The sequence below is a fragment of the Bacillus sp. EB106-07-01-XG149 genome (assembly GCF_058791555.1).
Window position 1 is genome coordinate 30,396 of record NZ_JBYTDP010000006.1, and the last position, 22,351, is coordinate 52,746.

19 protein-coding genes and 1 pseudogene are annotated in these 22,351 nt (G+C 34.7%); 6 read left to right on the forward strand and 14 right to left on the reverse strand.

The annotated features are described in order from the left end of the window. The first annotated feature begins 160 nt into the window (after positions 1 to 160). Positions 161 to 1,708, forward strand: a complete 1,548-nt coding sequence (locus AC3WTA_RS22205) for a DNA-binding protein (RefSeq protein ID WP_000791502.1) — start codon at positions 161 to 163, stop codon at positions 1,706 to 1,708. Positions 1,709 to 1,743: 35 nt separating this feature from the next. Here the strand turns inward: AC3WTA_RS22205 and AC3WTA_RS22210 are convergent, their stop codons facing one another. Both AC3WTA_RS22210 and brnQ1 read right to left on the reverse strand, forming a co-directional pair. Further along, positions 1,744 to 3,465 carry a DUF2339 domain-containing protein gene (locus AC3WTA_RS22210; protein WP_000656722.1) on the reverse strand — a complete coding sequence of 574 codons (1,722 nt, stop codon included), beginning with the start codon at positions 3,463 to 3,465 and terminating at the stop codon, positions 1,744 to 1,746. A 133-nt stretch (positions 3,466 to 3,598) separates the two neighbouring features. Further along, complete coding sequence (gene brnQ1 / locus AC3WTA_RS22215; RefSeq protein ID WP_000771654.1) at positions 3,599 to 4,900, reverse strand: branched-chain amino acid transport system II carrier protein BrnQ1; 1,302 nt, start codon at positions 4,898 to 4,900, stop codon at positions 3,599 to 3,601. Between the two features lie 252 nt (positions 4,901 to 5,152). On the opposite strand from brnQ1, the gene AC3WTA_RS22220 reads away from it, so the two are divergent. Next, the gene (locus AC3WTA_RS22220) at positions 5,153 to 6,538 is read left to right on the forward strand and encodes a peptide MFS transporter (RefSeq protein ID WP_000446267.1); all 1,386 of its coding nucleotides are present in this window, start codon (positions 5,153 to 5,155) and stop codon (positions 6,536 to 6,538) included. A 30-nt stretch (positions 6,539 to 6,568) separates the two neighbouring features. Here the strand turns inward: AC3WTA_RS22220 and AC3WTA_RS22225 are convergent, their stop codons facing one another. The 5 genes from AC3WTA_RS22225 to AC3WTA_RS22245 all read right to left on the reverse strand — a co-directional run bounded on the left by AC3WTA_RS22225 (position 6,569) and on the right by AC3WTA_RS22245 (position 10,647). Beyond that, complete coding sequence (locus AC3WTA_RS22225) at positions 6,569 to 7,690, reverse strand: YHYH domain-containing protein (protein ID WP_000813418.1); 1,122 nt, start codon at positions 7,688 to 7,690, stop codon at positions 6,569 to 6,571. A gap of 139 nt (positions 7,691 to 7,829) precedes the next feature. Further along, positions 7,830 to 8,462, reverse strand: coding sequence for a class A sortase (locus AC3WTA_RS22230; RefSeq protein WP_001041721.1), 633 nt, complete (start codon positions 8,460 to 8,462; stop codon positions 7,830 to 7,832). Positions 8,463 to 8,578: 116 nt separating this feature from the next. Beyond that, positions 8,579 to 9,052 (reverse strand): hypothetical protein, encoded by a 474-nt coding sequence (locus tag AC3WTA_RS22235; RefSeq protein ID WP_033657839.1) that lies wholly within the window; start codon positions 9,050 to 9,052, stop codon positions 8,579 to 8,581. Then, positions 9,045 to 9,263, reverse strand: a complete 219-nt coding sequence (locus tag AC3WTA_RS22240) for a helix-turn-helix transcriptional regulator (RefSeq protein ID WP_000154013.1) — start codon at positions 9,261 to 9,263, stop codon at positions 9,045 to 9,047. The genes AC3WTA_RS22235 and AC3WTA_RS22240 overlap by 8 nt, the downstream gene beginning before the upstream one ends. A 112-nt stretch (positions 9,264 to 9,375) precedes the next feature. Then, on the reverse strand, positions 9,376 to 10,647 hold the full coding sequence (locus AC3WTA_RS22245) for a 3D domain-containing protein (protein WP_001105794.1): 1,272 nt from the start codon (positions 10,645 to 10,647) through the stop codon (positions 9,376 to 9,378). Positions 10,648 to 11,293: 646 nt separating this feature from the next. Between AC3WTA_RS22245 and AC3WTA_RS22250 the strand changes: the two are divergent. Beyond that, a pseudogene (locus AC3WTA_RS22250) lies at positions 11,294 to 11,812 on the forward strand (methyl-accepting chemotaxis protein); the annotation flags it as partial. A 134-nt stretch (positions 11,813 to 11,946) separates the two neighbouring features. Then, positions 11,947 to 12,759: an undecaprenyl-diphosphate phosphatase gene (locus tag AC3WTA_RS22255; RefSeq protein ID WP_000434545.1), complete on the forward strand. Its 813-nt coding sequence runs from the start codon at positions 11,947 to 11,949 to the stop codon at positions 12,757 to 12,759. A 118-nt stretch (positions 12,760 to 12,877) separates the two neighbouring features. Here AC3WTA_RS22255 and AC3WTA_RS22260 read toward each other — a convergent pair whose 3' ends face one another. Further along, positions 12,878 to 13,081 carry a hypothetical protein gene (locus AC3WTA_RS22260; RefSeq protein ID WP_001268325.1) on the reverse strand — a complete coding sequence of 68 codons (204 nt, stop codon included), beginning with the start codon at positions 13,079 to 13,081 and terminating at the stop codon, positions 12,878 to 12,880. Between the two features lie 172 nt (positions 13,082 to 13,253). On the opposite strand from AC3WTA_RS22260, the gene AC3WTA_RS22265 reads away from it, so the two are divergent. Continuing rightward, positions 13,254 to 14,405: a VanZ family protein gene (locus AC3WTA_RS22265; RefSeq protein WP_000128049.1), complete on the forward strand. Its 1,152-nt coding sequence runs from the start codon at positions 13,254 to 13,256 to the stop codon at positions 14,403 to 14,405. 7 nt (positions 14,406 to 14,412) lie between these two features. Here AC3WTA_RS22265 and AC3WTA_RS22270 read toward each other — a convergent pair whose 3' ends face one another. The 6 genes from AC3WTA_RS22270 to bdhA all read right to left on the reverse strand — a co-directional run bounded on the left by AC3WTA_RS22270 (position 14,413) and on the right by bdhA (position 20,701). Then, positions 14,413 to 15,726, reverse strand: coding sequence for a D-arabinono-1,4-lactone oxidase (locus AC3WTA_RS22270; protein WP_000948938.1), 1,314 nt, complete (start codon positions 15,724 to 15,726; stop codon positions 14,413 to 14,415). Further along, on the reverse strand, positions 15,714 to 16,886 hold the full coding sequence (locus tag AC3WTA_RS22275) for an amino acid deaminase/aldolase (RefSeq protein ID WP_000373764.1): 1,173 nt from the start codon (positions 16,884 to 16,886) through the stop codon (positions 15,714 to 15,716). The genes AC3WTA_RS22270 and AC3WTA_RS22275 overlap by 13 nt, the downstream gene beginning before the upstream one ends. Before the next feature lie 109 nt (positions 16,887 to 16,995). Next, positions 16,996 to 17,997: a sphingomyelinase C gene (sph, locus tag AC3WTA_RS22280; RefSeq protein WP_492333029.1), complete on the reverse strand. Its 1,002-nt coding sequence runs from the start codon at positions 17,995 to 17,997 to the stop codon at positions 16,996 to 16,998. Positions 17,998 to 18,069: 72 nt separating this feature from the next. Further along, positions 18,070 to 18,921, reverse strand: coding sequence for a phospholipase CerA (gene cerA, locus AC3WTA_RS22285; RefSeq protein ID WP_000731006.1), 852 nt, complete (start codon positions 18,919 to 18,921; stop codon positions 18,070 to 18,072). A 264-nt stretch (positions 18,922 to 19,185) separates the two neighbouring features. Beyond that, on the reverse strand, positions 19,186 to 19,530 hold the full coding sequence (locus AC3WTA_RS22290) for a potassium channel family protein (RefSeq protein ID WP_000948235.1): 345 nt from the start codon (positions 19,528 to 19,530) through the stop codon (positions 19,186 to 19,188). 118 nt (positions 19,531 to 19,648) lie between these two features. After that, positions 19,649 to 20,701 carry a (R,R)-butanediol dehydrogenase gene (gene bdhA, locus AC3WTA_RS22295; protein WP_000645835.1) on the reverse strand — a complete coding sequence of 351 codons (1,053 nt, stop codon included), beginning with the start codon at positions 20,699 to 20,701 and terminating at the stop codon, positions 19,649 to 19,651. Between the two features lie 226 nt (positions 20,702 to 20,927). Between bdhA and AC3WTA_RS22300 the strand changes: the two genes are divergently transcribed. After that, positions 20,928 to 22,106, forward strand: a complete 1,179-nt coding sequence (locus AC3WTA_RS22300; RefSeq protein WP_000873252.1) for an MFS transporter — start codon at positions 20,928 to 20,930, stop codon at positions 22,104 to 22,106. Positions 22,107 to 22,351: the final 245 nt, after the last annotated feature.

Sequence of the window (22,351 nt, forward strand, 5' to 3'; positions counted from 1 at the left end):
TCTTCCTAATTCATTAGGAAGAGATTTTTTCATTATTCACACAAATATTTCTCAATTAAATTAACGTTATCTTTACACTATTTAATATTTTCTATCTTTCTTTCCTGAAAAAAATAGATTACATTATTAAAGCAAATATTTTTATTAGGGGGATTCTTCTATGAAGAATAAAAAATGGATTACATTTTCTTTAGCAACAGCAATTACACTAAGTATAGGAGCTTCAGTCCTTCCGTCTACTTATGCCGAAAGCTCAGTAGACCCAGCTCCTGAAATTGCTGCAAAAGTTGTAAATCAAAATAGCGGGAAGAAAGTATTATTCGATAATACACACGGTCAAACGGCCGGGACCGCTGACTGGGTTATTGATGGTGGCTTTTCTGATTTTGGAAACGGTATTGCCCAAAACGGATATCATGTAAAAGAACTTCGTAAATCAACACCGTTTACGTACGAAGATTTAAAAGACTACAATGTATTTATCGTTCCAGAAGCTAATATTCCTTACAAGAAATCTGAACAAGATGCAATGTTACAATATGTGAAAAATGGCGGAAGTATTTTCTTTATCGCTGACCATTATAATGCAGATCGTAATAAAAATCGCTGGGACTCTTCTGAAGTATTTAATGGATATAGACGCGGTGCATGGGATAATCCTGCAAAAGGAATGTCTAGCGAAGAAATAAATTCACAAGCTATGCAAGGAGTAGAAAGCTCTGATTGGCTATCTGACAACTTCGGTATTCGCTTCCGTTACAATGCAATTGGTGATGTTTCCGCTAAAAATATTGTGTCACCTGAACAATCATTCGGAATTACAAAAGGTGTTTCATCTGTAGCAATGCATGCTGGTTCTACTCTAGCTATTACAAATCCAAAACTAGCAAAGGGACTTGTTTATCTTCCAGAAAACCCATCAAAATGGAATAACGCTGTTGATAGCGGTGTTTATAACGGCGGTGGTGTTGCAGAGGGTCCTTATGCCGCTATCGCTAAAGTAGGACTTGGAAAAGCTGCCTTTATCGGTGACTCTTCTCCCGTTGAAGATGCATCGCCAAAATATGTTCGTGAAGATTCTGGCCAAACAAAGAAAACTTACGATGGATATAAAGAAGAAAACGATGCTATCTTACTAGAAAACATCGTAAATTGGCTATCGAATAAAGAAACATTTACAAGTTTAGATCAAGTAAATGGTTTACAACTTGATTTACCTACCACTTTACAAACATTTGAACAACCAAGCTTATCAACTGAGCCACAACCTGAACCTTGGAGTGCGCCAAATGCAGGTTATCAATGGTTTAATACAAATACTTTTAAACCAGGTTCATACGGTTATAACGGTGCTGTAACAGCAAACGACTACGTAGTTACACACCCTAGCACTCTACCAAACAATGAAGTGTTCCAAATAAAAATCCAAGTAAATAACTTATTACCAAACACAACATACACTAATTACTCTTTAGGTATATTCACTACTGGCGGTACACAAGTAGCAAAAGTTCAAAATACAAATGGTTCTTGGCCATCTGCTTTTGGATATAGTAGTGCATTCTCTTTCACAACAAACAGCTTAGGTTCTGCTGAGAAGATTGTAAATGTACAAATCAATCCAAATACTGCTGGACAAGCAACTCTTCGTCTACGCCAAAATACGACAGCGAAATACAATGAAGCTGTAATAATTGATAAGAAATAATGAAAAAGGCAATCCGCATGCGGATTGCCTTCTTCTCACTTCTCTTCTTTCGAGAAAAACATTCTTGAAATAACGATACCTATACTTCCTACAATTAAGAATAACACAGCCCTGATCATCATCGATACTTCTGGTAAGTCCAGAAGGAATAGCTTCCCTATCGTTACGACTAACACGACTAAGCCGGCATACAATATTTCATTCATATTTTTATTCCGTCCAAGCCAAACGGCAAATAATGCATATACCATCCATAATAACGATACAGATACGCTTATTATACTTCCATCTGTAGACAGCACTTCACCGACTCTAGTAATTGCAATAAATACGATAACCATAAACCAATAGAGCGTTATAGAATAAACATATTTTCCAAAGCTCCTTAACACATCTTTCGCTTGTTTCATGCAGTAATAAAATGTACCTATTAAAATAATATGGGCAACAAACCCAGCTGAAATGAAATGATCAAACGGACTAAAAATAGTCTGTATCATTCCAATCGCGTAAATCGTCGCACTAACATACAATTTCATCTGTTGTTTTACTTTAATAGCAGTCACCATACCGAGGAAACCTTGTAATAATAATACAATCGCTGCATTCACTAAACTATACTCATATAAAATCGCTAAACTAAATGCACCCATTGCGAAACCAAATAAAAGATTTGTAAATGTAGAATGTCGATTCTTCCTATATTCAAACACGAACATAATAGCGTGCACGAGTGCACTAATCATTAATCCCCATGTTGTAAATTCAGGTATTTTTGAAATGGCTAATATAAAGAAAACTGCATTCGCACTAAATATCGCCAAACGTGGCTCTAATATAAAACTTCTCTCCGTAAACATATGCCAAAATAATAGTAAGTGAATCAAACCATAAACAACCGTTAACTGTATTTGCAAATCCTCTACTAACATTGACATAATAGCAAAGAAAACAAAAAGGACAATAGCAGCAACAGCATAAGAAATCATATATAAATACTGATAACGATTTTTCAACGCATACCATAATAAGCTAAGTGTTAGTATCGTCTCATATCCAAAGAAAATATAAGGATTAGGAGTCGTACTATTTAATAAGAATGGCACGAAGAACGCTCCTACGGCTACGAATATAGTAAGATATTCCGATTGATACCTCTTCGCTACATAAATACCTAAAATGACCCATGCAATATTACATACAAACGCAACACTTGCTGGAATAAATCCATATAAATAATGCGCCGCAAATGTCGTTAAAACTATACCCGTAATACTTCCTCCTGCTAATACTAAACCCAACGCTTGCCGCTCTCGTTTAATTTGAATATCACCTATATAATAAAAACCGATTGATAGGACAATACCAAACACAATTCGTATTGCAGGTGTTAATAATCCAGCATCTACCCCTGCTTTAAATAACCAGATTACTCCAAGTAACATAATGCCAACAAATATGCGTGGTAACCAAGTTTGGCAAAACTTAATAATATTAAATGGTTCTGGTTTAAATGCAGATATATCTACTTGTTTTACCTCACGTTCTTGCACGGGCTCCTTTATTGTAACTACTTCTTCTTTTTGCTTTTCCTCCATTACCGTTTCAATATATTCTTTCTTTTCTTTACTAACATGTTGCTGAGCATTTTCTACTTCTATTTCTCTTTGTTTTGCTTTCAATTCAAAAAGCGCTTCTTGAATCGTTTCAATTGCCGTTTCTAGCGCTTCTATTTTCTTATTTAAATCCTCCTTCATACGCTCCCCCCTCATCATCTATTCAAAACCTATATATTACCAATTACCTTTATCATACTCTTAGTCTATTCATTTTCAATACTATTTTTCCAAAAAAAAAGGTGTCTTCCGAAATAGGAAAACACCTTTTTACTCATTTATTCTTATTTAGAACAATACTAACTATAACGCCAATACAAACACCTATAATAGCTGGAACAATCCATCCAACACCTTCTGTATAAAACGGAATGTATTTCAATATTGATGTCCACTGATTCATCATTACATTTTTATTGAAAATATCGATTGCACTAAATACCGCTACAATCCCAACAGTTACTGCATATACGTATGCATACTTTCCAATATATTTATGGAATAACCCTAGAATAATAAGCGTTAATGCAACTGGATAAATAAACCCAAGAATCGGTACTGATACTTTTAAAATTTGTGTTAATCCTAAATTAGCTAAAATCATACTAACAAAACTTAATATAAATGCCCAAACTTTATACGCTACTTTCGGAAATGCACTTGCGAAAAATTGACTACAAGACGTAACAAGTCCGATTGACACACATAAACACGCGATCGTAAAAATAAGACCTAATAAAACGACTCCGCCTTGTCCAAATAATGTAGTCATAACTTGCGCTAACACGTTCGCCCCATTATCAAATGTACCTAACGAACCGCTAATTGAACCAACATATCCAAGTATGACATAAATAATAGATAATAATAGTCCTGCACCAATTCCAGCAATACTCATATATTTCGCTAAACCTTTATCATCTTCAACACCTTTTGCACGAAGAGCATTTGCAATAACAATCCCAAAAATTAAAGCGGCTAGCGCATCCATCGTTAAATATCCCTCTAAAAAGCCTTGGAACATAGGAGCTTGTCCATAGTTTCCAGCAGCCTCTTTCACACTGCCAACTGATGTAAACATACTCTTTATAAAAATAAGGGCAATCATACCTAATAATAACGGTGTTAAAACTTTTCCGAACAACCCCATTAATTTAGACGGTGATAAACTTAACCAGTACACAATGCTAAAGAAAATAACCGTGTAACATAATAAAACTACACTTCCCGATTCTGTGAAGAACTGACCTGGTCCCATTTCAAAAGCTAAACTTCCTGCACGTGGTATACCAAGACCTGGTCCAATAAATAAATACACGATACATGGGAAAATAATGGCGAATGAAGAATGAACCCTACCCGCTAACGTTTGAAAGCTTCCCGCTTTCGCAATAGCGATAACACCCAATATAGGAAGACCTGTTGCTGATATAATAAATCCTATTAATGAAATCCACACATGTTCTCCTGCTTCATACCCAAGGAAAGGTGGGAATATAAGATTCCCCGCTCCAAAGAACATCGAGAATAACATAAGGCTAATCAGTAAAATTTCTTTTTTCTGTAACAATTTCATTTGTTTCTCCTTCTTTAATTTCATCTTTTATGAAATCAATTTCACATATAAAAAAGTGCAATAATCCGCTTCCTAACAAAGAAAACATAGTCCATAGTCTAACATAAAAGAAACACCCATTCTATAGCTATCCCTCTTTTCCAATTTCTTCTGAAAAATCAACCTTTATTGACTTATAATAGTTAATAAGGTAAAATATTAAATGTACAAAATTATTAACTTTGTTTTTGTTTGTGTCAGGAGGAAAATAACATGGAATCAACGATACAACTAGAAAGAGAACAACAAAGAAAAAAGAAACATCCTCCAGGTTTATACTTACTCTTCTTTACAGAAATGTGGGAAAGATTTAGTTACTATGGATTACGAGGATTATTAACATTATATTTAACGACAGCTTTAGTAAGCGGTGGTCTTGGGTTTAGTCCCGCATGGGCACTCTCTATTTACGGATTTTATACTGGAGCTTGTTATTTCACACCATTGATTGGTGGATACTTAACAGACCGTTTTCTAGGTAGACGAAAAGCCATCACAATTGGTGGTATAACAATGGCACTCGGTAACCTTACACTATTTGCCTTGCAAAACCAATTAGGCCTATACCTCGGATTAGCGCTTATTATTATCGGTAATGGATTCTTTAAACCGAATATCTCTACACTTGTGGGAGAATTATACGAAGAGAATGATCCAAAACGTGATAGTGCATTTACCATTTTCTATATGGGTATTAACGTCGGATCATTTTTAGCTCCACTCGTTTGTGGATTTTTATCAGAAAATTTATTCAAAACAACAATTGATGGCGTTGTACATTATGGATTCCGTTACGGTTTCTTAGCAGCTTCAATCGGAATGATTATTGGACAAATTTTATTTACAACATTATCAAATCGCTACCTTGGTGATATCGGTAAAAAACCAACTCGCGATTTGCAAACAGCTGATGGACAACCAACAGTTGGAGATACACCTTTAACAAAAAAAGAAAAACAACGTACCGCAGTTATCGTCATTTTAACATGCTTTGTTGTCTTTTTCTGGGCTGGCTTTGAACAAGCTGGTAGTTCGTTAACATTATATACAAACAAATTTGTAGACCGCTCTGTTTTCGGATGGGAAGTTCCAACATCTTGGTTCCAATCGGTCAATCCATTATTTATTATTTTACTTGCTCCAGTCATTTCAGCATTATGGGCAAAACTTGCAACTCGCAAGCGCGGGGATTTAAAAATCCCAACAAAAATGGGACTTGGTATGATCTTGCTTGGTATCGGTTATATCATTCTCGTTATCGCTACATTAAAAACAGGTAGTGATGAACATAACATTACAGAAAAAGCAAACTTACTATTTATCGTCTTTACGTATCTTTTCCATACGTTAGGTGAGCTATTCTTATCACCTGTTGGACTATCAATGGTTAGTGCACTTGCCCCAGTAAAACTTGCTTCTTTATTAATGGGAGTATGGTTAGCAAGCTCAGGAATCGCCAACATTTTAGGTGGACAACTAGCAAGCTTCACAACTTCACTTGGGTATGCTGAAGTATTTACAGTAATCGGAGCTGCAGCAATTGTGTTAGGTTTTGTTTTATTATTAATTTCTAAGAGATTAGTGAAATGGATGGAATAAAAAAAGATGAGGGATTCCCCTCATCTTTTTTTATGCATTCTTACCTTTTTCTATCGCTTGTTCGTACAGCTCTTTATGTTCTTTATATTCACTTGGCACAAAATTCTTATAGAAGAATGCAAGCCAACTGTCTCCTTTTTTATAGCCTTCTTCTCTAATTTCTGCTGCTTTTTTATTTGATTTAAATCCTTCAATAAACCATTTCTTTAACGATTCATTTTTTTCATACTTAGCAGGAATTTTCAAATCATAGTTTTCAAATGCATACTTATAGCCAGCCTTTTCTACTGCTTTTTTTGTAGACTTATAGCCCTTTTCATAAGCTGTTTCATACGCCTTCACATACACATCTTTCTCTCTATTTCCAGGTTTCTTTCCAGCTAGTTCCTTACCTGCCTTTTCCCCTAGTTCAGCTTGCTCTTTTTCAATTTTTTCTGTTCTTTCTTTATTCCCTACTTGGAAACCTTCTGCAAAGTTCGGCTTAAACTCCGGAGCAATTTGACTATCTTCCATCGTCTCTTGTGCTAAACCTTGCTCTTTTCCTTTTTCAAAATACGTTTTCTTCTGTTCTTCTAAAGACCAAGATGCAGCATATGCAGTTTTGAATGCTTCTTTATATGTATCTGATTTTCCAGCTAAATGTGATTCCGCATCATTTTTCCCTGCTTTAAAATCAGTCTCTCCACTTTTTTGTCCCTCAAGCTGCCCTTTTTCCATATCAGCTTGACGCTGTGCTTCCTCTCGCTTACGTGCCTCTTCTGCTTTTCTTTGTTCTTCAGCTACACGTTGTCTCTCTTCCTCTGCTTTTCTTTGTTCCTCCGCTACACGTTGTCTCTCTTCTTCAGCTTTACGCTGCGCCTCTGCGGCACGTTGTTTTTCAGCTTCAGTATTGCGCTGCGCTTCTACTTGTCTTTCAGCTTCTACAGCACCATTATTATTTGGGCTAGGAGCTGAACTCGTTGCACCACTACTAGAAGCTGGCTTATTGTGATAATGATATTCCCCGTACTGTAATCCCCATTTTTCACAATTTGTACGACACGTATGTCCCCCATTAGCATCTGTACGCCCTGGATGCGCATAGGCTGAAATTGGAGCTACCAATAACGCTACACTTGTTGTTAAAAGAAGTTTCTTCACCTGTTGTTTCACTCTTGTTCCTCCCAAAATCTTGAATTCTAACTTTATTATACATAAATAGAAAAATACTTAAATACCAACTAAAATATTCTATTATTTCTCAACATTAGTAAAAAAGAAGGTCAACTCTTTAAAGAGTTGACCTTCTTTTTTACTTCTTCGCCTTCGTTCCTACTAAATCACCAGCAACAACGTAACGCTTAGAATTATCTTTCACAGATACACATGTAATAAGCGTTATCTCATCTTTCCCATGATCCTCTACAACTTCCCACTTATCAGGAGTTACTTCAGATACACCAGTAACCGCATACTCATATTCGTTTTCATTATCATACAAATAAATTTTATCGCCTTTTTTCAAAGAAGCTATATCACTAAATAAAACACCTTTTTTAGACATATTATGTCCTGCTAATGCATAGTTCCCTTTTCCCATTACTTGATTTTCTTTTACTGTTGCTGCACCTGATAATAGGTTTTTCTCAGTAGAAGATTTTAAAACAGGAAGTTCTAATGAAACACTCGGGATCGAAATACGACCAATTACTTGTTTCTTATCTAATGATGCATTCGCTACTTCTGCTAAGTCTGGCTGATTAATTTTCGAAGCATCTACAAATTCCGTCTCATGTTTTTCATAATCCATCTTTTGAACAGCCTGCACATTTTCAGTCTGTTTCTTTTCAGCCTGATATCCATCGTAAAATGGCTTTCCGATTAACACACCACCTACAACAAATAGAAGGATTGCTACTATACTATAAATTCTTTGCTTATTCATATACAATTCCTTTCCCTTACAAAATCTTACTCTATATAAAATGATAAGATAATATTGCTATATGTACAAGTGTAAGCTAAAAAGAAACCTTCTTGCTAATGCAAGAAGGTTTCTTTTTAGACTAATTTATTTCTGTATAATGATACGTAAAAGACTGTCATTTGAACAAAAAGCATGAAAAATAAAATATATAACGGATATCCAGGAATATATAAATTAGCTACAGGAGAAAGTGTTAAAAATCCAATAGCAATAACTACTCCGTACCAGAATGAAATAAATGTTGTTCGGCACGCCTTTTGCGTGATTTCTTTTTCCCGCTCATCTGTCTGTGGAAATAATAACGGGTACATCCAATAAGAAAGTGCTTTATGTTTCTTCTTTTGAACTTTATAAAAAATCGTCGTTATAATAGCTACAATTGTTAACATTCCTAATGGTATCATATTGATTGTTACTTCAAATGGCAATTTCTCAGTTTCAATAATATTTGCCAGCTCTATCCAAGCATAATAGAGTTCAATAAATGCCCAACAAGCAATCACAAATCTCAGCACATTTACAATATAAGAAACAGCAATTTTATTCATCATTCTCCCCCTCCTTATTTAAAACAAACACATCTTCCATCTTTAACTGAAATACATCGCAAATCGTAAGTGCTAATAACAGTGAAGGGACATAATCCCCTTTTTCAATTGCCGCGATTGTTTGTCTTGTCACTCCAACCTTTTCTGCTAATACACTTTGCGAAAAATTAAACCGAGCTCTTAATTCCTTCACTCTATTTAAAATGGTCAAATTTACCACCTCTCACCGTCATTGTATGCTATCCTTAACAAAATGTAAACTCAACTTAACATTATAATTACAAAAAAATCCAACTTTACATATTGTAAAGTTGGATTACATGTTAATTTAAAATTGTAAGCTTAACATTTTTTCTGCCCCATTTACTAGATGAAGCTTTATCTGGCATTAAAACATCAATTTTGTGACCTTTAATCGCGCCACCAGTATCTGCTGCAATTGCTTCTCCGTATCCTTCAACATATACGCGAGAACCTAATGGGATAACAGATGGGTCCACTGCAATTAATTTCATTCCTGGGTTTGCAGTTAGGTTATAGCCTCCCCATGCAGAATATACTTGTTGACCTGGTGCATAGCCATTTTCACCTGGATCTGCTGTATAAGCTGTTGCATGTACATAGATTTCTCTTCCACCAGCAGCTGGTTTAGATGGTTGTGCAGGTTCTACACTTGAATTATTATTTTTAGTTTGAGCTGGCTTACTAGCTTGCTCTTGCTCTTGCTTTTGCTTTTGTTTTTCAGCAACATCTGCCTGTGCCTTAGCTAAAGCTTCTTGCTCAGCTTTTGCAGCTGCCTCTGCTTTTGCACGCTCTTCTGCTGCAATTCTTGCTGCTTCTTGCTCACGAGCAATTGTTTCTTGTACTGCCTTCATATTTGACTCAATTTTAGCTTTTTCTTCTGCTGCTAAATTAAGTTGGCTTGCAACCTGATTATATTTAGCTTGAACTGTTTGTAAGTTATCTTGACGCTTTTTCAAGTTATCCTGCAACTCAGCTTGTGCTTTTGCTAATTTTTGTTTGTCTACTACTAAAGATGCTTCTTTTTCATCAATTGTTTTCTTATCCTCTTCAATTTGACGAAGATCTTGTTCTTGTAGACGTAAAATTTCTTTATCAGCTTCTAAAATAGTAGAAACTGCGTTCATACGTTGTAAGAAATCTGCAAAGTTTTTTGACTCTACTACAACTTCCACTACTAAACTTGTATTTGAACTGTTTTGAACAGAAACCATACGTTTTCTCATAATATCCTTACGAGCAAGGACTTTATCCTCTAAAACGACAATTTCATTCTTTTTTTGCTCAATCTGCTTATGTGTTTCATCAATTTTACGTTGAATAGCAGCTTGATCCTCTTTATTTTTTGCAATTGTATTATTTAAATTATGTAGTTCGTTTTCGATACCTTTAATTTCTTTACTAACAGCTTGCTTCTCTTGCTCTTTCTTTTGCATATCTGCATCGTTTTGCTGCAATTGCTGTTGCATGTTGTTAAGTTTCTCGTCGTTTGACTCTGCTTTTACAGCGACTGTACTAGAAAGACCGATAATTCCTGCTAATACTAGACTACTGATTCGCTTAAAATAGTTCATAATCCGACTCCCTTCTTATACAGTTATACATGATTTATTTTACAGTTTGTTTACAATACCATTAAATACAGTTTATTTTTCATGACGAAAAAAAGGGAATTATGCATAAAATGTAATAGATTCTTAAATATTTAACAATTCCTATATTTAAAAATTATAAAAGATGCTAAAATCCAAATATAGAGAAAATATAACTTCTAAAGGCGGTTGAAATAAATATATGTTTACTCAAAAAAAATCACTTCTACATAAAATTGATCAATTAGAAAATCGTATACAAGAACTAGAAGCAGAATTAAAACAAAAAGATACTGAAAAACAAGTGATCATTTCTTCTATTCACGACCGTGTGCAAAACGTCGTTCAAGAGCATCAACTTGTAAATAATCAACACCATACACTTCAAAATTTAGTTCAACAATTAAACTCATGTTTCGAAAATGTTTCAACGCGTACTACACATTCCAATGAATTGAATAACGAAATGTTACAAAAAGAACAAAGCTTAATTCAATCTATTGAAGAAATTATTGACTGTTCTAATGAAGGAAAAGAATCTGTTCACCGTTTACTTATTGTAATTAACAAATTAGGTGAACAATCTCAGCGTACGTCTAACAGTATGAATCATTTAAGTGAACGTTCAAAAGAAATCGAGCAAATTGTAGAAGTCATTCAAAACATTGCAGCACAAACGAATTTACTTGCTTTAAATGCGAGTATTGAAGCTGCGCGCGCTGGAGAGCACGGTAAAGGATTCGCTGTCGTTGCTAATGAAGTAAGAAAGCTAGCGGAAAGTACAGCGGAAAGTACAAAAAACATCGGCAACTTAACGAAAAAAATTCAAGAAGAAATTGAAAAAGCATACGATAACACAAAAGATAATTTACATTTAGTCGATGAAGGTGTAGAAATGAGTGCCGATACAAACGCTAGAATTGAAAATATTTTAATTATGATTCAAACGTTACAAAATGGTGCTACAAATGTTATTAAAGCTATCGAAAACCAAAAATCTTGTAATGATGATATATTACGAGAATTCGCTAATACACAACAAATGTTCCAAAAATTAAATACTACTATTATGAACCACATTCATGATGCCGAAAAAGTCGATGTTCAATTGACTAAAGGTCTTCAAGAAACAACGGCTTCTCATTAATAATAAAAACCCCTTATAGCGCGCTATAAGGGGTTTTTATTATATTTCGAATATTTATTTCTTCTCAATATTCATCCGTATCTTTGTTATAATGAACAAGTTGTTTCTTTCGACTAATAAACAAGGAGGTTTTTATGGAACAATTTCATTACATTTTAAAATATTTAATTCTTGGTCTGTTCCAAGGACTAACAGAACCAATTCCGATTTCTTCAAGCGGTCACCTCGTTTTAGCACAGCATTTGCTAGGACTAAAAATAGAAGGGTTTAGCTTCGAACTACTTGTTAATTCAGCTTCATTATTAGCTGTATTACTTATTTATAGAAATGATTTAATTCGTCTAACGAAGAATGGTCTATCTTATATATTCACAAGAGCAGAAGACGCAAAATCAGATTTCTTCTTTATTATTTATCTTGTTATTGCGACCATTCCAGCAGGTGTTATTGGTGTTTTATTTAAAGATTACATCGATCAGTACTTAAAAGGTGTGCAGATGGTTGGGATTTCCCTCCTTATTACTGCTGTCGGCCTTTGGATTATTAGAAACTTGCGTGGGCGTAAAAATGATGGCGACCTTTCTATGAAAGATGCAATCATCGTCGGATTAGCACAAGCTTGCGCACTAATTCCTGGAATAAGCCGATCAGGTGCAACAATCGTAGCAGCGATGTTACTTGGTATGAAGCAAGAAACAGCTCTTCGTTTCTCATTCTTACTATATATCCCTGTTAGCTTAGGTGGTTTATTACTAAGTATTACAGACATTGCAAAAGATCCAAATCTAGACACATTATTCGTACCATATGTCGTTGCATTTATCGCAACATTTATCATGACGTATATTTCTTTAAAATGGTTTATGAACATTATGGCAAAAGGAAATTTAAAATATTTCTCTTTCTATTGCATTATCGTAGGTGTACTTACTCTTATTTTCTTATAAAGTTCAACTTACAAATCGAAAAACGAGTCATTCTATTAAACTAGGATGACTCGCTTTTTTATATCTTTATAATGATAAAACCCCTCTTACCTTTCTGTACAGTAAGAGGGGCCCCCTTTTATGCGTATACTTTCTTTTCTTGACAATACAAACGAATAACATGTTTATTTTGTTGAAATACATCATGCGTTAGGCGGATAATAATAAAATTTCGTTTTGTTTGATCATCATGAACAAAAATCTGTTCTCCCTCCTGAAAACGCCATGCACTTTCAAAAGTTCTAATATGATCCCCACTTACAGAAAAAAGCTCATATCGCATATCTTGTACCCTCTCTCAACTTATAATAATCACAATATCCTTATATTAAATTTAGTGTAACTTAATCCCGTTTAAATTTGAAATTTTTTCTATTTCGAAATATTTTAATTTTGTTTTTAGGCTCTTTTAACGTTATAATGATAAACGAATTTTCAATGAAAGGAGCTTCATTTTGACTGCATATTTATTTCCAGTAAAAACAGCATTTATTTTATTTCCTATTTTAGCAATGTTTCTCTTAATACCTTTTTTAATATTTAACTACCGAAAGTATGGTTATTTAAATAAATGGCGTTCATTTATTTTATACTCATTATTACTTTACTTATTAAATGCCTATTTTCTTGTGATTTTGCCGTTACCACAAACATATGATACTTGTAGCCTACAACCGGCTAATACGCAACATATGCAACTATCACCATTTTATTTCATACAAGAAATTAGTAATCATACCTCGGCAATTTTAACGAAACCAGCTACTTATTTCTACCTATTAAAAGAATCTGCGTTTTTACAAGTAGCATTTAACGTTCTATTAACCGTTCCATTTGGTATTTACTTACGTTATTATTTCCGACGTAGTTTCTTACAAACAATTTGTATTTCTTTTTGTCTTTCACTCTTTTTCGAGCTAACACAAGTGACTGGACTATACGGTATATATAATTGTGCCTACCGCTTATTTGATATAGACGATCTGTTTTTAAATACATTAGGCGGCGTAATTGGCTTTATCATTGCACCAATATTTACGTACTTCCTTCCGAAAGCAAACGAATTAGATAGTCATATTGATTTGGAAACAAAACCAGTCGGATTCGTTCGTCGTTTTATCGCGATGCAAATTGATTGGATTTTCTTATCTATCGTTGTACCTGTCATTAAAAACAAAGGAAATTCCTTCTTTGTTTCTAATATTCAATCTTACACGAACATATACGAACTCATTTTCATAACGTGTTCGATCTTTATTTACTTTATTATCATTCCATACTTTACGAATGGAAAGACAATTGGTAAAGCATTGCTTCGTATTTACGTGAAAGGGAAATCAGATCGTATTACGTTGAAGGAACTATTCATCCGTTACGGTATATTCTATTTCGTTTTAGGTGGAATCAATTATATTCTTTCTAGTAGCTCTATCTTAAATCTTAAAGAGCCTTTAGTATTAGTAGTTATATTATTATTCCAACTCGTAATTAACGGTCTATTTATTATTCATGTTTTATTACATGTATTTAGTCGTGATAAGTTACTATTTTACGAGCGAATTAGTCAAACAAGAAATGCAATCATACTAAAAAAAGCTGACAAGTAATACTTTGTCAGCTTTTTTTCATAATCGTAAATAATTTTTCTGTGTAAGGGTTTGAAAACATTTCTGCTTCATCTAATAACTTCCTCACCTTTAGAAACGAATGCAATTCTGGATATATATTTTGTAATTTTTCGTACGTTAACGTATGCATTTTTCCCCAATGCGGGCGTCCCTCATACTTTAGAAAAATTTTCTCCACCTCACCAAAATAAGCAGCATACTTCATACCTTTATACATATGAACAGCTATATACGCTGAATCTCTTCCATACGCTGGACTGAGCCATATGTCATCCCTTTTCACATAACGGCATTCAATTGGGAAGTGCACTTTATACTTTTTCTTTTCAATAAGGCTTGAAATTTCTTCTACAACGGTCCGCATATACTTTGAAGGAACGCTATACTCCATTTCATAAAATGGAACCGCACGCGATGTAGCAAACACTTCATAACTCGGGCCGATTATTTTTGTATTCGGTACAGCTTTAGCCGATAATCGACTTACTCCTTTACTTATAGAAGGAAACCATTTACATCCTTTAGATAACAAAGAAAACATCTTATTTTCAAGCAACTCTACCTTTAGTTTATGCCATTTCAAATCACTTTTTTTACCCGTTGTTTCGTTTGTAAATTTCACTTGTACTTCATCTGAATAAGGAAAAACAAAAAACTCAAAATGGCGATTCTTCTTATATTCTTCTAATTTGTTCATTACAGTAGATAGTGACTGTTTTTCACTTTCATACACAAGTGAATACGCCCTGATAACTTTCAATTTTATTTTTACAATGATACCTAGCATCCCAAGCGACAACTGAAAGGCTCTCCAATATTCCACATTCACAGTTTCCGAACAAACTATACTCTCACCTGTAGATAAAACTGCGGTAATCTCTATAACTTGTGTTGATAAACTCCCAAAGGTAACACCCGTCCCATGAGTTCCCGTACTAATCGCTCCTGCAATAGATTGCGAATCAATATCCCCTAAATTTTCTTGTGCATAACCTTTTTCTTCAAGTAACTTTCCTAGGTCATATAGCTTTGTTCCTGCCCATACTTCAACGGTCATCTTCTCCGCATCAATATTCACAATGCCCTTCAATTCATCTAAAGAAACTAAAATTTCTTCCGTTTGCACAAGAGGTGTAAACGAGTGCCCTGAACCGACAACACGAATTTTCTTCTCCTTTTTTCGCGCAAGCCCTACAACTTCTACTACATCTTGTATACTTTCTGGATACATCGTATAATGCGGCGTTCCTTCTACATTCCCTGTCCAATTTCTCCATTTTTGCCCCTTTATAGAAAGCATTGACCATCCCCCCGATATGTTGAATACTCCCCAACAATCTCTCCTTCTTTCACACGATATAAAAAAGGAAACCGCTCACTTAATTCTCCAGCTTTACTATGGCGAAACAAGATAGAATCTCCTATCTCTACTTGTTCCTCGCCGTTATAAAAAATCGGTGTTTGTACCTCGCCAGCACCTTCTAAAGCTAACAATTTTGCACCATTTGGCCTCCAAACCTCAGGTTCTTTATCTTTCCCAATTGCGCCTGAGGCAATATATCCACCGCCTAGACAAGTGTAAATAAACGGGGCTGATTTCCGCACAACTGGTAAGGCAAATCCGACAGCTGGATGAAATTTGACCTCTTTATAATAATCAAACAGTTTCGGAGCGTAAAAAGCAGAACCTATTGTAATCTCTGAAACTGAATTATCTTGCTCAGTTGTTTTTATACTTCCTGTGCCTCCCCCATTTACAAACCTTAGTTCAATACCTAGGTTTTGTATTTCTTTTACGATATGTCCTCTTCTTTCTTTAACTTCTAACACTGACTTCTTCTTTAAATACGAAATCACTTTACTTTTCACTCTTTGATTCGGTATGTGATCTCCTACCCCAGCAATTTGAGCTTCATATCCCATTACACCATCTAGTATTAAAAATGATGATTCTTTCACCCTTTTTACTATTTTCAAAGCACCTTGCACATCTTTTACCGGTGATCTGTTTACCCCAAAATGAAATTGAAAAAAACGACTACTCATATCAATATCCAAACAAACACGAAAACACCCTTTAGACTCCTCAGCAATTTTTTCTAGATAAACAATATGGTCTTCACAATCCACCATACAAGTTATAATGAGGCCTTGCTTTGTTAGCAAACTTATTTCATGTAAAGCCCTTTTATCATAAGCAGGATATCCGAGCAATAAATCATTGAATCCTTGTTCAATTAAAAACAAAGCCTCTCTAGGTGAAAAACACATAATACCTTGAAATCGATCATTTGTAGCTAAAATCTTTTGCATAACTGGAACAGAACGTAACGATTTACTCGCTATACGAATCTTCTTATTCCCACTTAATTCTATAATCGATTGAATATTTCTATCTAAAGCCACTTCATCCAAAAATGCACACGGTAATGGAACCTCTTTAAAAATTCCTCGATCCACATTTTTCTCTCCTCTTCTCTATATGTCTTATACATATTGGAAAGAAAGTTTAAATTTCCTCTACAAAATAAAAAAGTTTCTTCCTATTTAAGAAGAAACTTTTTTAGGACTATTTCATAGAAATAGTTGCCTCTATTGGATAATGATCAGAATAATCATCATACGTATATTTTTTGAGCCATGATGTAACAGACCACTTTGGAGATTTCGGTTGTAATACTTTATTCTCTATAAATGATGGATTCGCATGATCTTTACTTGCAATAATATAATCTAAATGTTCAGCAGATGCATCTGGATAATTGTATTTCGCAATACTGTTTGTCGTCGCATCCCAAGTTGCTGTATGTCCTGTATAAGATGGAATAGAAGCGTGCAATGTTTTAAACATAGATGCGTACTCTGAGTCACTATTGTTCTCTGCATTTATTTTATTCACGTTCATATCGCCACCAAATAGGACGTACTCGTCATTTGGTATATTCTTATTTTTTATAAAATCTTGAATTTCTTTTAGCTGGTTTGTACGTACAGATGCAGGTGAAGTTTTTCCGCACATACTATCTTCAGCCTGCAAATGCGTCCCAATTACATGAACGAAACGATCATTTTTCTTAATTTTCGTGTATACAAATCCTTTATTCGATAAATTATCTGGCCCGCATCCTTTTGCAAATACATATTGAATCTTTTCAACGACCGGCCATTTACTCACGATTGCAACGCCCCCATCTTCAGGAGTTGAAGATGAATAGCTACCTAACGTTTTATCCCATTCATTTCCGTTACTACGACCTAATACCGCTGTTTGATTTGGATATTCTTTCTTCAAATTCCCTAACAAACGATCTGATGCGCTATTATCAAACACTTCATTTAATATAACAACGTCTTGATTCTTTATATAATCTGCCGCCCCAATTAAATCAGCACGATCACTTTGTCCCCAGTTCGGATATAAATTTGTTGATAGCATATACACGTTATGCGTCATCACTTTCAAAGTATTATTTTGATTTGTAGATGTTTCTGCTTGAGCTGAAGATCCTACGTATAAAACTCCTAAACCAATCCCAAAGCTAAGTACACCTTTTAGCAGTTTTCCTTTCACGCTTCATACCTCCATGTATTAGTTATAAAAAGGCCAAATACTCTATTGTGAGATTTGACCTTTTTTTAATAATTAACGATCTCCGTACGTATCAAACCAAAGCTGAATGTATCCGGCAGTAACACGTTGTGCATCCATTAATCGCTTACCTGTCATTGGTGTAACTTCAGCGCGCCATTTATCTGCATATTCTTGTGATACAGCTGCTTTTACGAACCAATCTTTCGTATTATCATTTACAATGCCAGCGTAATCTTGTTTCGCTGCTACTGCCGCTCCGTGAATCCAATCTTCTGGATTTGTACCTTTCCAGTTCCAATATCCATTTCCATCCGTTACTTTATAATTATCTTTTATCGTATCTACAAAGTTTTCATATTTAGAATGGAATCCTTGTGGGTACGAAAGATTTGTAAAGTTTGCCGCATGCATCGGTTGGTTTACATCTCCTAAATAATGAAGAGATAATCCTAAATAAAAGAATGCTTGTTTCATATCTTTATTTTTATATGATTCACCAGCTAATTTAAAATATTTAGCGCCAGTTTCTTTTGCCTGCTTTGCAAATGGAATATATGTTTTTCCATTGTCTGGATCATAGAAATGTGAAGCAAATGTGCTATTATCATAATAAGGATTTTCATAGTCAGCAGCATAAATACCATTTTCTAATTCCGTACGCCATTCATTTAATTGTGCAACTCGATCTTGTTTTACAAGTGTTGTATTGCGAGACATAATATCAATGGCACGGTTTACAATCCATAAATGAGAGTTTACGCCTTCTTTATGTTTATCTTCAGCAGACCAGCGATGAACTATTTTTATTTTACTTCCTCCATCGTTTTCATGAGCAAATGCAACACTTTGTAACGGCGCTACTAATGTAATAGCTGCTGCTAAAGCAAGTACTTTCTTTTTCATCTGAAATCCTCCATTTTATAATTGAATTATTGTAAACTTTTTATTAGGATCCTATGATATCGTCCGGTTAACCTATGACTAGAATATCCCACCTTTCATGAAATTTCTATCAATAAATTAAAATATGCAAATGTTCATATCATTATAACTTTATACATAGTGAATATAATGAATGAATGCACTTATATTGTAATAAAGTATTGTTAATCTACTGCAAATGATTGTCTAAACTAATGTAAAAAAAGAGTAAAGCATCCACATGCTTTACTCTTTTTTTCTATTCGATAATATACTTGGCAGTTGTACATTAACTGCCAACTTATGAATAAATCCAAACACTAATCCAATCCCAATAAATATGTATAAGATTGTAAATATCTTTCCGAAATCAGTTTGCGGACTAAAATCCCCATCACCGACAGTCGTCAACGTGACCACACTAAAATATAAAGCGTCAAGAGGACGTAATCCTTCAACTGTACTATAAAAAATTGTACCAGATGTTAATGTTAAAAATGTTAATACGAATAATACTTGAAATTCTTTATCTTTCCACGCTCGTAAACAAGCTTTTAGCATCCGTTTCAATGTCAACATAAATGAAAGCATTAGACTACCCCTTCCAAACAAAATACCTGTAGTTAAAGGAAAGTCTATCACCTTTCTGTATAGAAAAAAAGTAGCCCTCTTCTATTTCTAGAAAAGGGCTACTTTTTACTATTCTCTATTATTTAGGTGAAACAAGAATTTTCACTTGTGTTTTATCTTTTACAAGTGCTTCAAATCCTTCTTCAACAACTTGATCTACTGTGATTTTTTTCGTAATTAATTTCTCTGCTTGAATTTGGCCAGAGCTAATTAATTTAATAACAGCTGGGAAGATATGACGGTATCCAAGAATACCGATAACTTCTTTTTCTTTTAGTACAAGGTTGTTTGGCGTAATTGTCGCATCTTTTTCCCACACACTAACAATTACAGTTTGTCCTTCAAAACTTGTACTTTCAATCGCTTGACGAAGTACTACTTCGACACCTGTTACTTCAAAGCTCACATTTACACCTAAACCACTTGTTAAGTTACGAATTTCTGCTAGTACATCTTGAGTAGCTGGATTTAATACATAATCCGCACCTGCTAATTTTGCTAACTCTTGACGTTCTTTAGAAAGTTCTACTGCAATAACAGGAGTTGCTCCTGCTGCTTTAGCTGCTTGAATGACAAGAAGTCCAATTGGACCACAACCAAATACTGCTACAGCTTCCCCTTCTTTTAATTTACTTTGACGTACTGCATGAACTGCTACCGCCGCTGGTTCTACAAGTGCACCTTGTTCATACGTCATTTCATCAGGAATATGGTGGACCATATCTTCTGGTACTACTGTATATTCAGAGAAACCGCCGCCTTCTCCGCCAAGACCGTGGAAAACAAGTTGTTCACAAACATTGTAATGTCCATGTTTACAAGCTTCACATTTACCACAAGAATAAATTGGTTCTACAACGACGCGATCTCCCACTTTATGAGAAGTAACGCCTTCACCGATTTCAACTACCTCACCACTAAACTCATGACCTAAAATAACCGGTGCTTTTACGTGTGTTAATGGGTGCTCTTCTGTTGGAATAAAAATAGGTCCTGCTAAATATTCATGCAAGTCTGTTCCGCAGATACCACACCATTTCACTTTAATCTTAACTGCTCCTGGTCTTACAGTTGGTTCTGGTACTTCTTCTACTCGTACATCGCGTTGATTATGCCAAAGTAATGCTTTCATTTTATACATCCCTCTCTACGTATATACTTAACCTGGTGAAGTTTACCAATCTATTATAATACTTCTATCCATATATTTCAAAAAAACAATCTCATTTCCACTAAATTTTAACAAATAACGTTCAATATTTTGTCACTTTGGACTTTTTTCCACATCTGTTAATGCTAATTTCATTGCGGTTGAAATTAGCATTATGCCATAATAGCAGAGGAGAGGTGAATATCGCTTGAAATATTTTATTTACTTTATTGTTATCGTAGCGTTTCTAGATACATTTTCACAATTACCTATTATGAGTACGTTCGCTCAAAGTCTTGGAGGATCTCCTCTTATTATTGGGCTAGTTGTCGGTATGTACTCATTCGCTAATATGATCGGTAATATTATTGCTGGCGCTGCTGTCGATAAATTTGGTGCAAAAAAAATACTTTATATAAGCATGGGACTTACGAGTTTCATAGTCTTGTTATACACCGTTGTTCAAAGTGGTGAACAACTATTAGTTGTGCGCTTTATGCACGGCTTTAGTGACGGATTTTTAATTCCTGCTGCTTTTACGTTTTTATCAAAACAAACAAATTCAGCAAGACAAGGTAAGGCAATGGCTCTATCTGGTGCTGCTGTTGGAACAGCGGCAATTGTAGGACCGGCTTTCAGTGGAATTATGAAAGCAACTGCTGGTATAGAGTGGGTGTTCATCACCATTTCTATTTTAATGGTCCTTGGTACAATCGTATCTCTATTCTTCTTACCAAATAACGTATCAAGAAAAGATACCTCAAGAACACAAATGATGAACAAAGAAGATATGATTGAACTATTGAAATCAGAACCGTTATTGCAAGCATATATTGGTGCTTTCACACTAATGTTCTCACAAGGAATTGTCACTTATATGCTACCAGTGAAAGTTGAGGCATTAGCGCTTAAAGCATCTACAACAGGCATGATGTTAAGTGTATTCGGAATTACCGCTATCCTCTTCTTCTTGCTACCAACAAACCGTATTTACGATCGATTTAATCGTTCAAAACTCATGCTAATTGGGATTGCAGTAATGGCATTCGCGTTATCTTTACTTGGATTATTCGCAACAAAAGGTATGCTCTTTATCGTTATGATGATTTATGGCATTGGATTCGCTATCCTTTTCCCATCGATAAATGCATTACTTGTTGAAAATACGACAGATGATAAGCGCGGAAAAGCATTCGGATTGTTTTATGCTTTCTTCTCATTAGGAGTTGTTTCTGGATCCTTTATAGTTGGTGCAATCGGGGCATCCCCTAGCGTCAGCTTCGTTATCGGAACTGCATTCTTATTAACATTCGCTGGAATGATTTATGTAAGAAGCAAAATAAAAAGTAAAGCAAACAGCAAAGTAAAAAAGACAATGATGGGTTAATTCCATCATTGTCTCTTTTATTGCCGTATATATTACTTTTGTGTATAGCCAAGTAACAATGTAAATAAGTTAAACTGTAAAGGCAACACTACATTTCTTCTTTTACAAAAAAAGTGTATAAATACCAACGATACTTCGACAATTTCCTCGGAAATATTTCCTTTCCCCACATAATTTGATACACTACATATGAACAGACCCTTGTATTACATAAGCTAAAATAATAACTTACTGTACAAATTGAA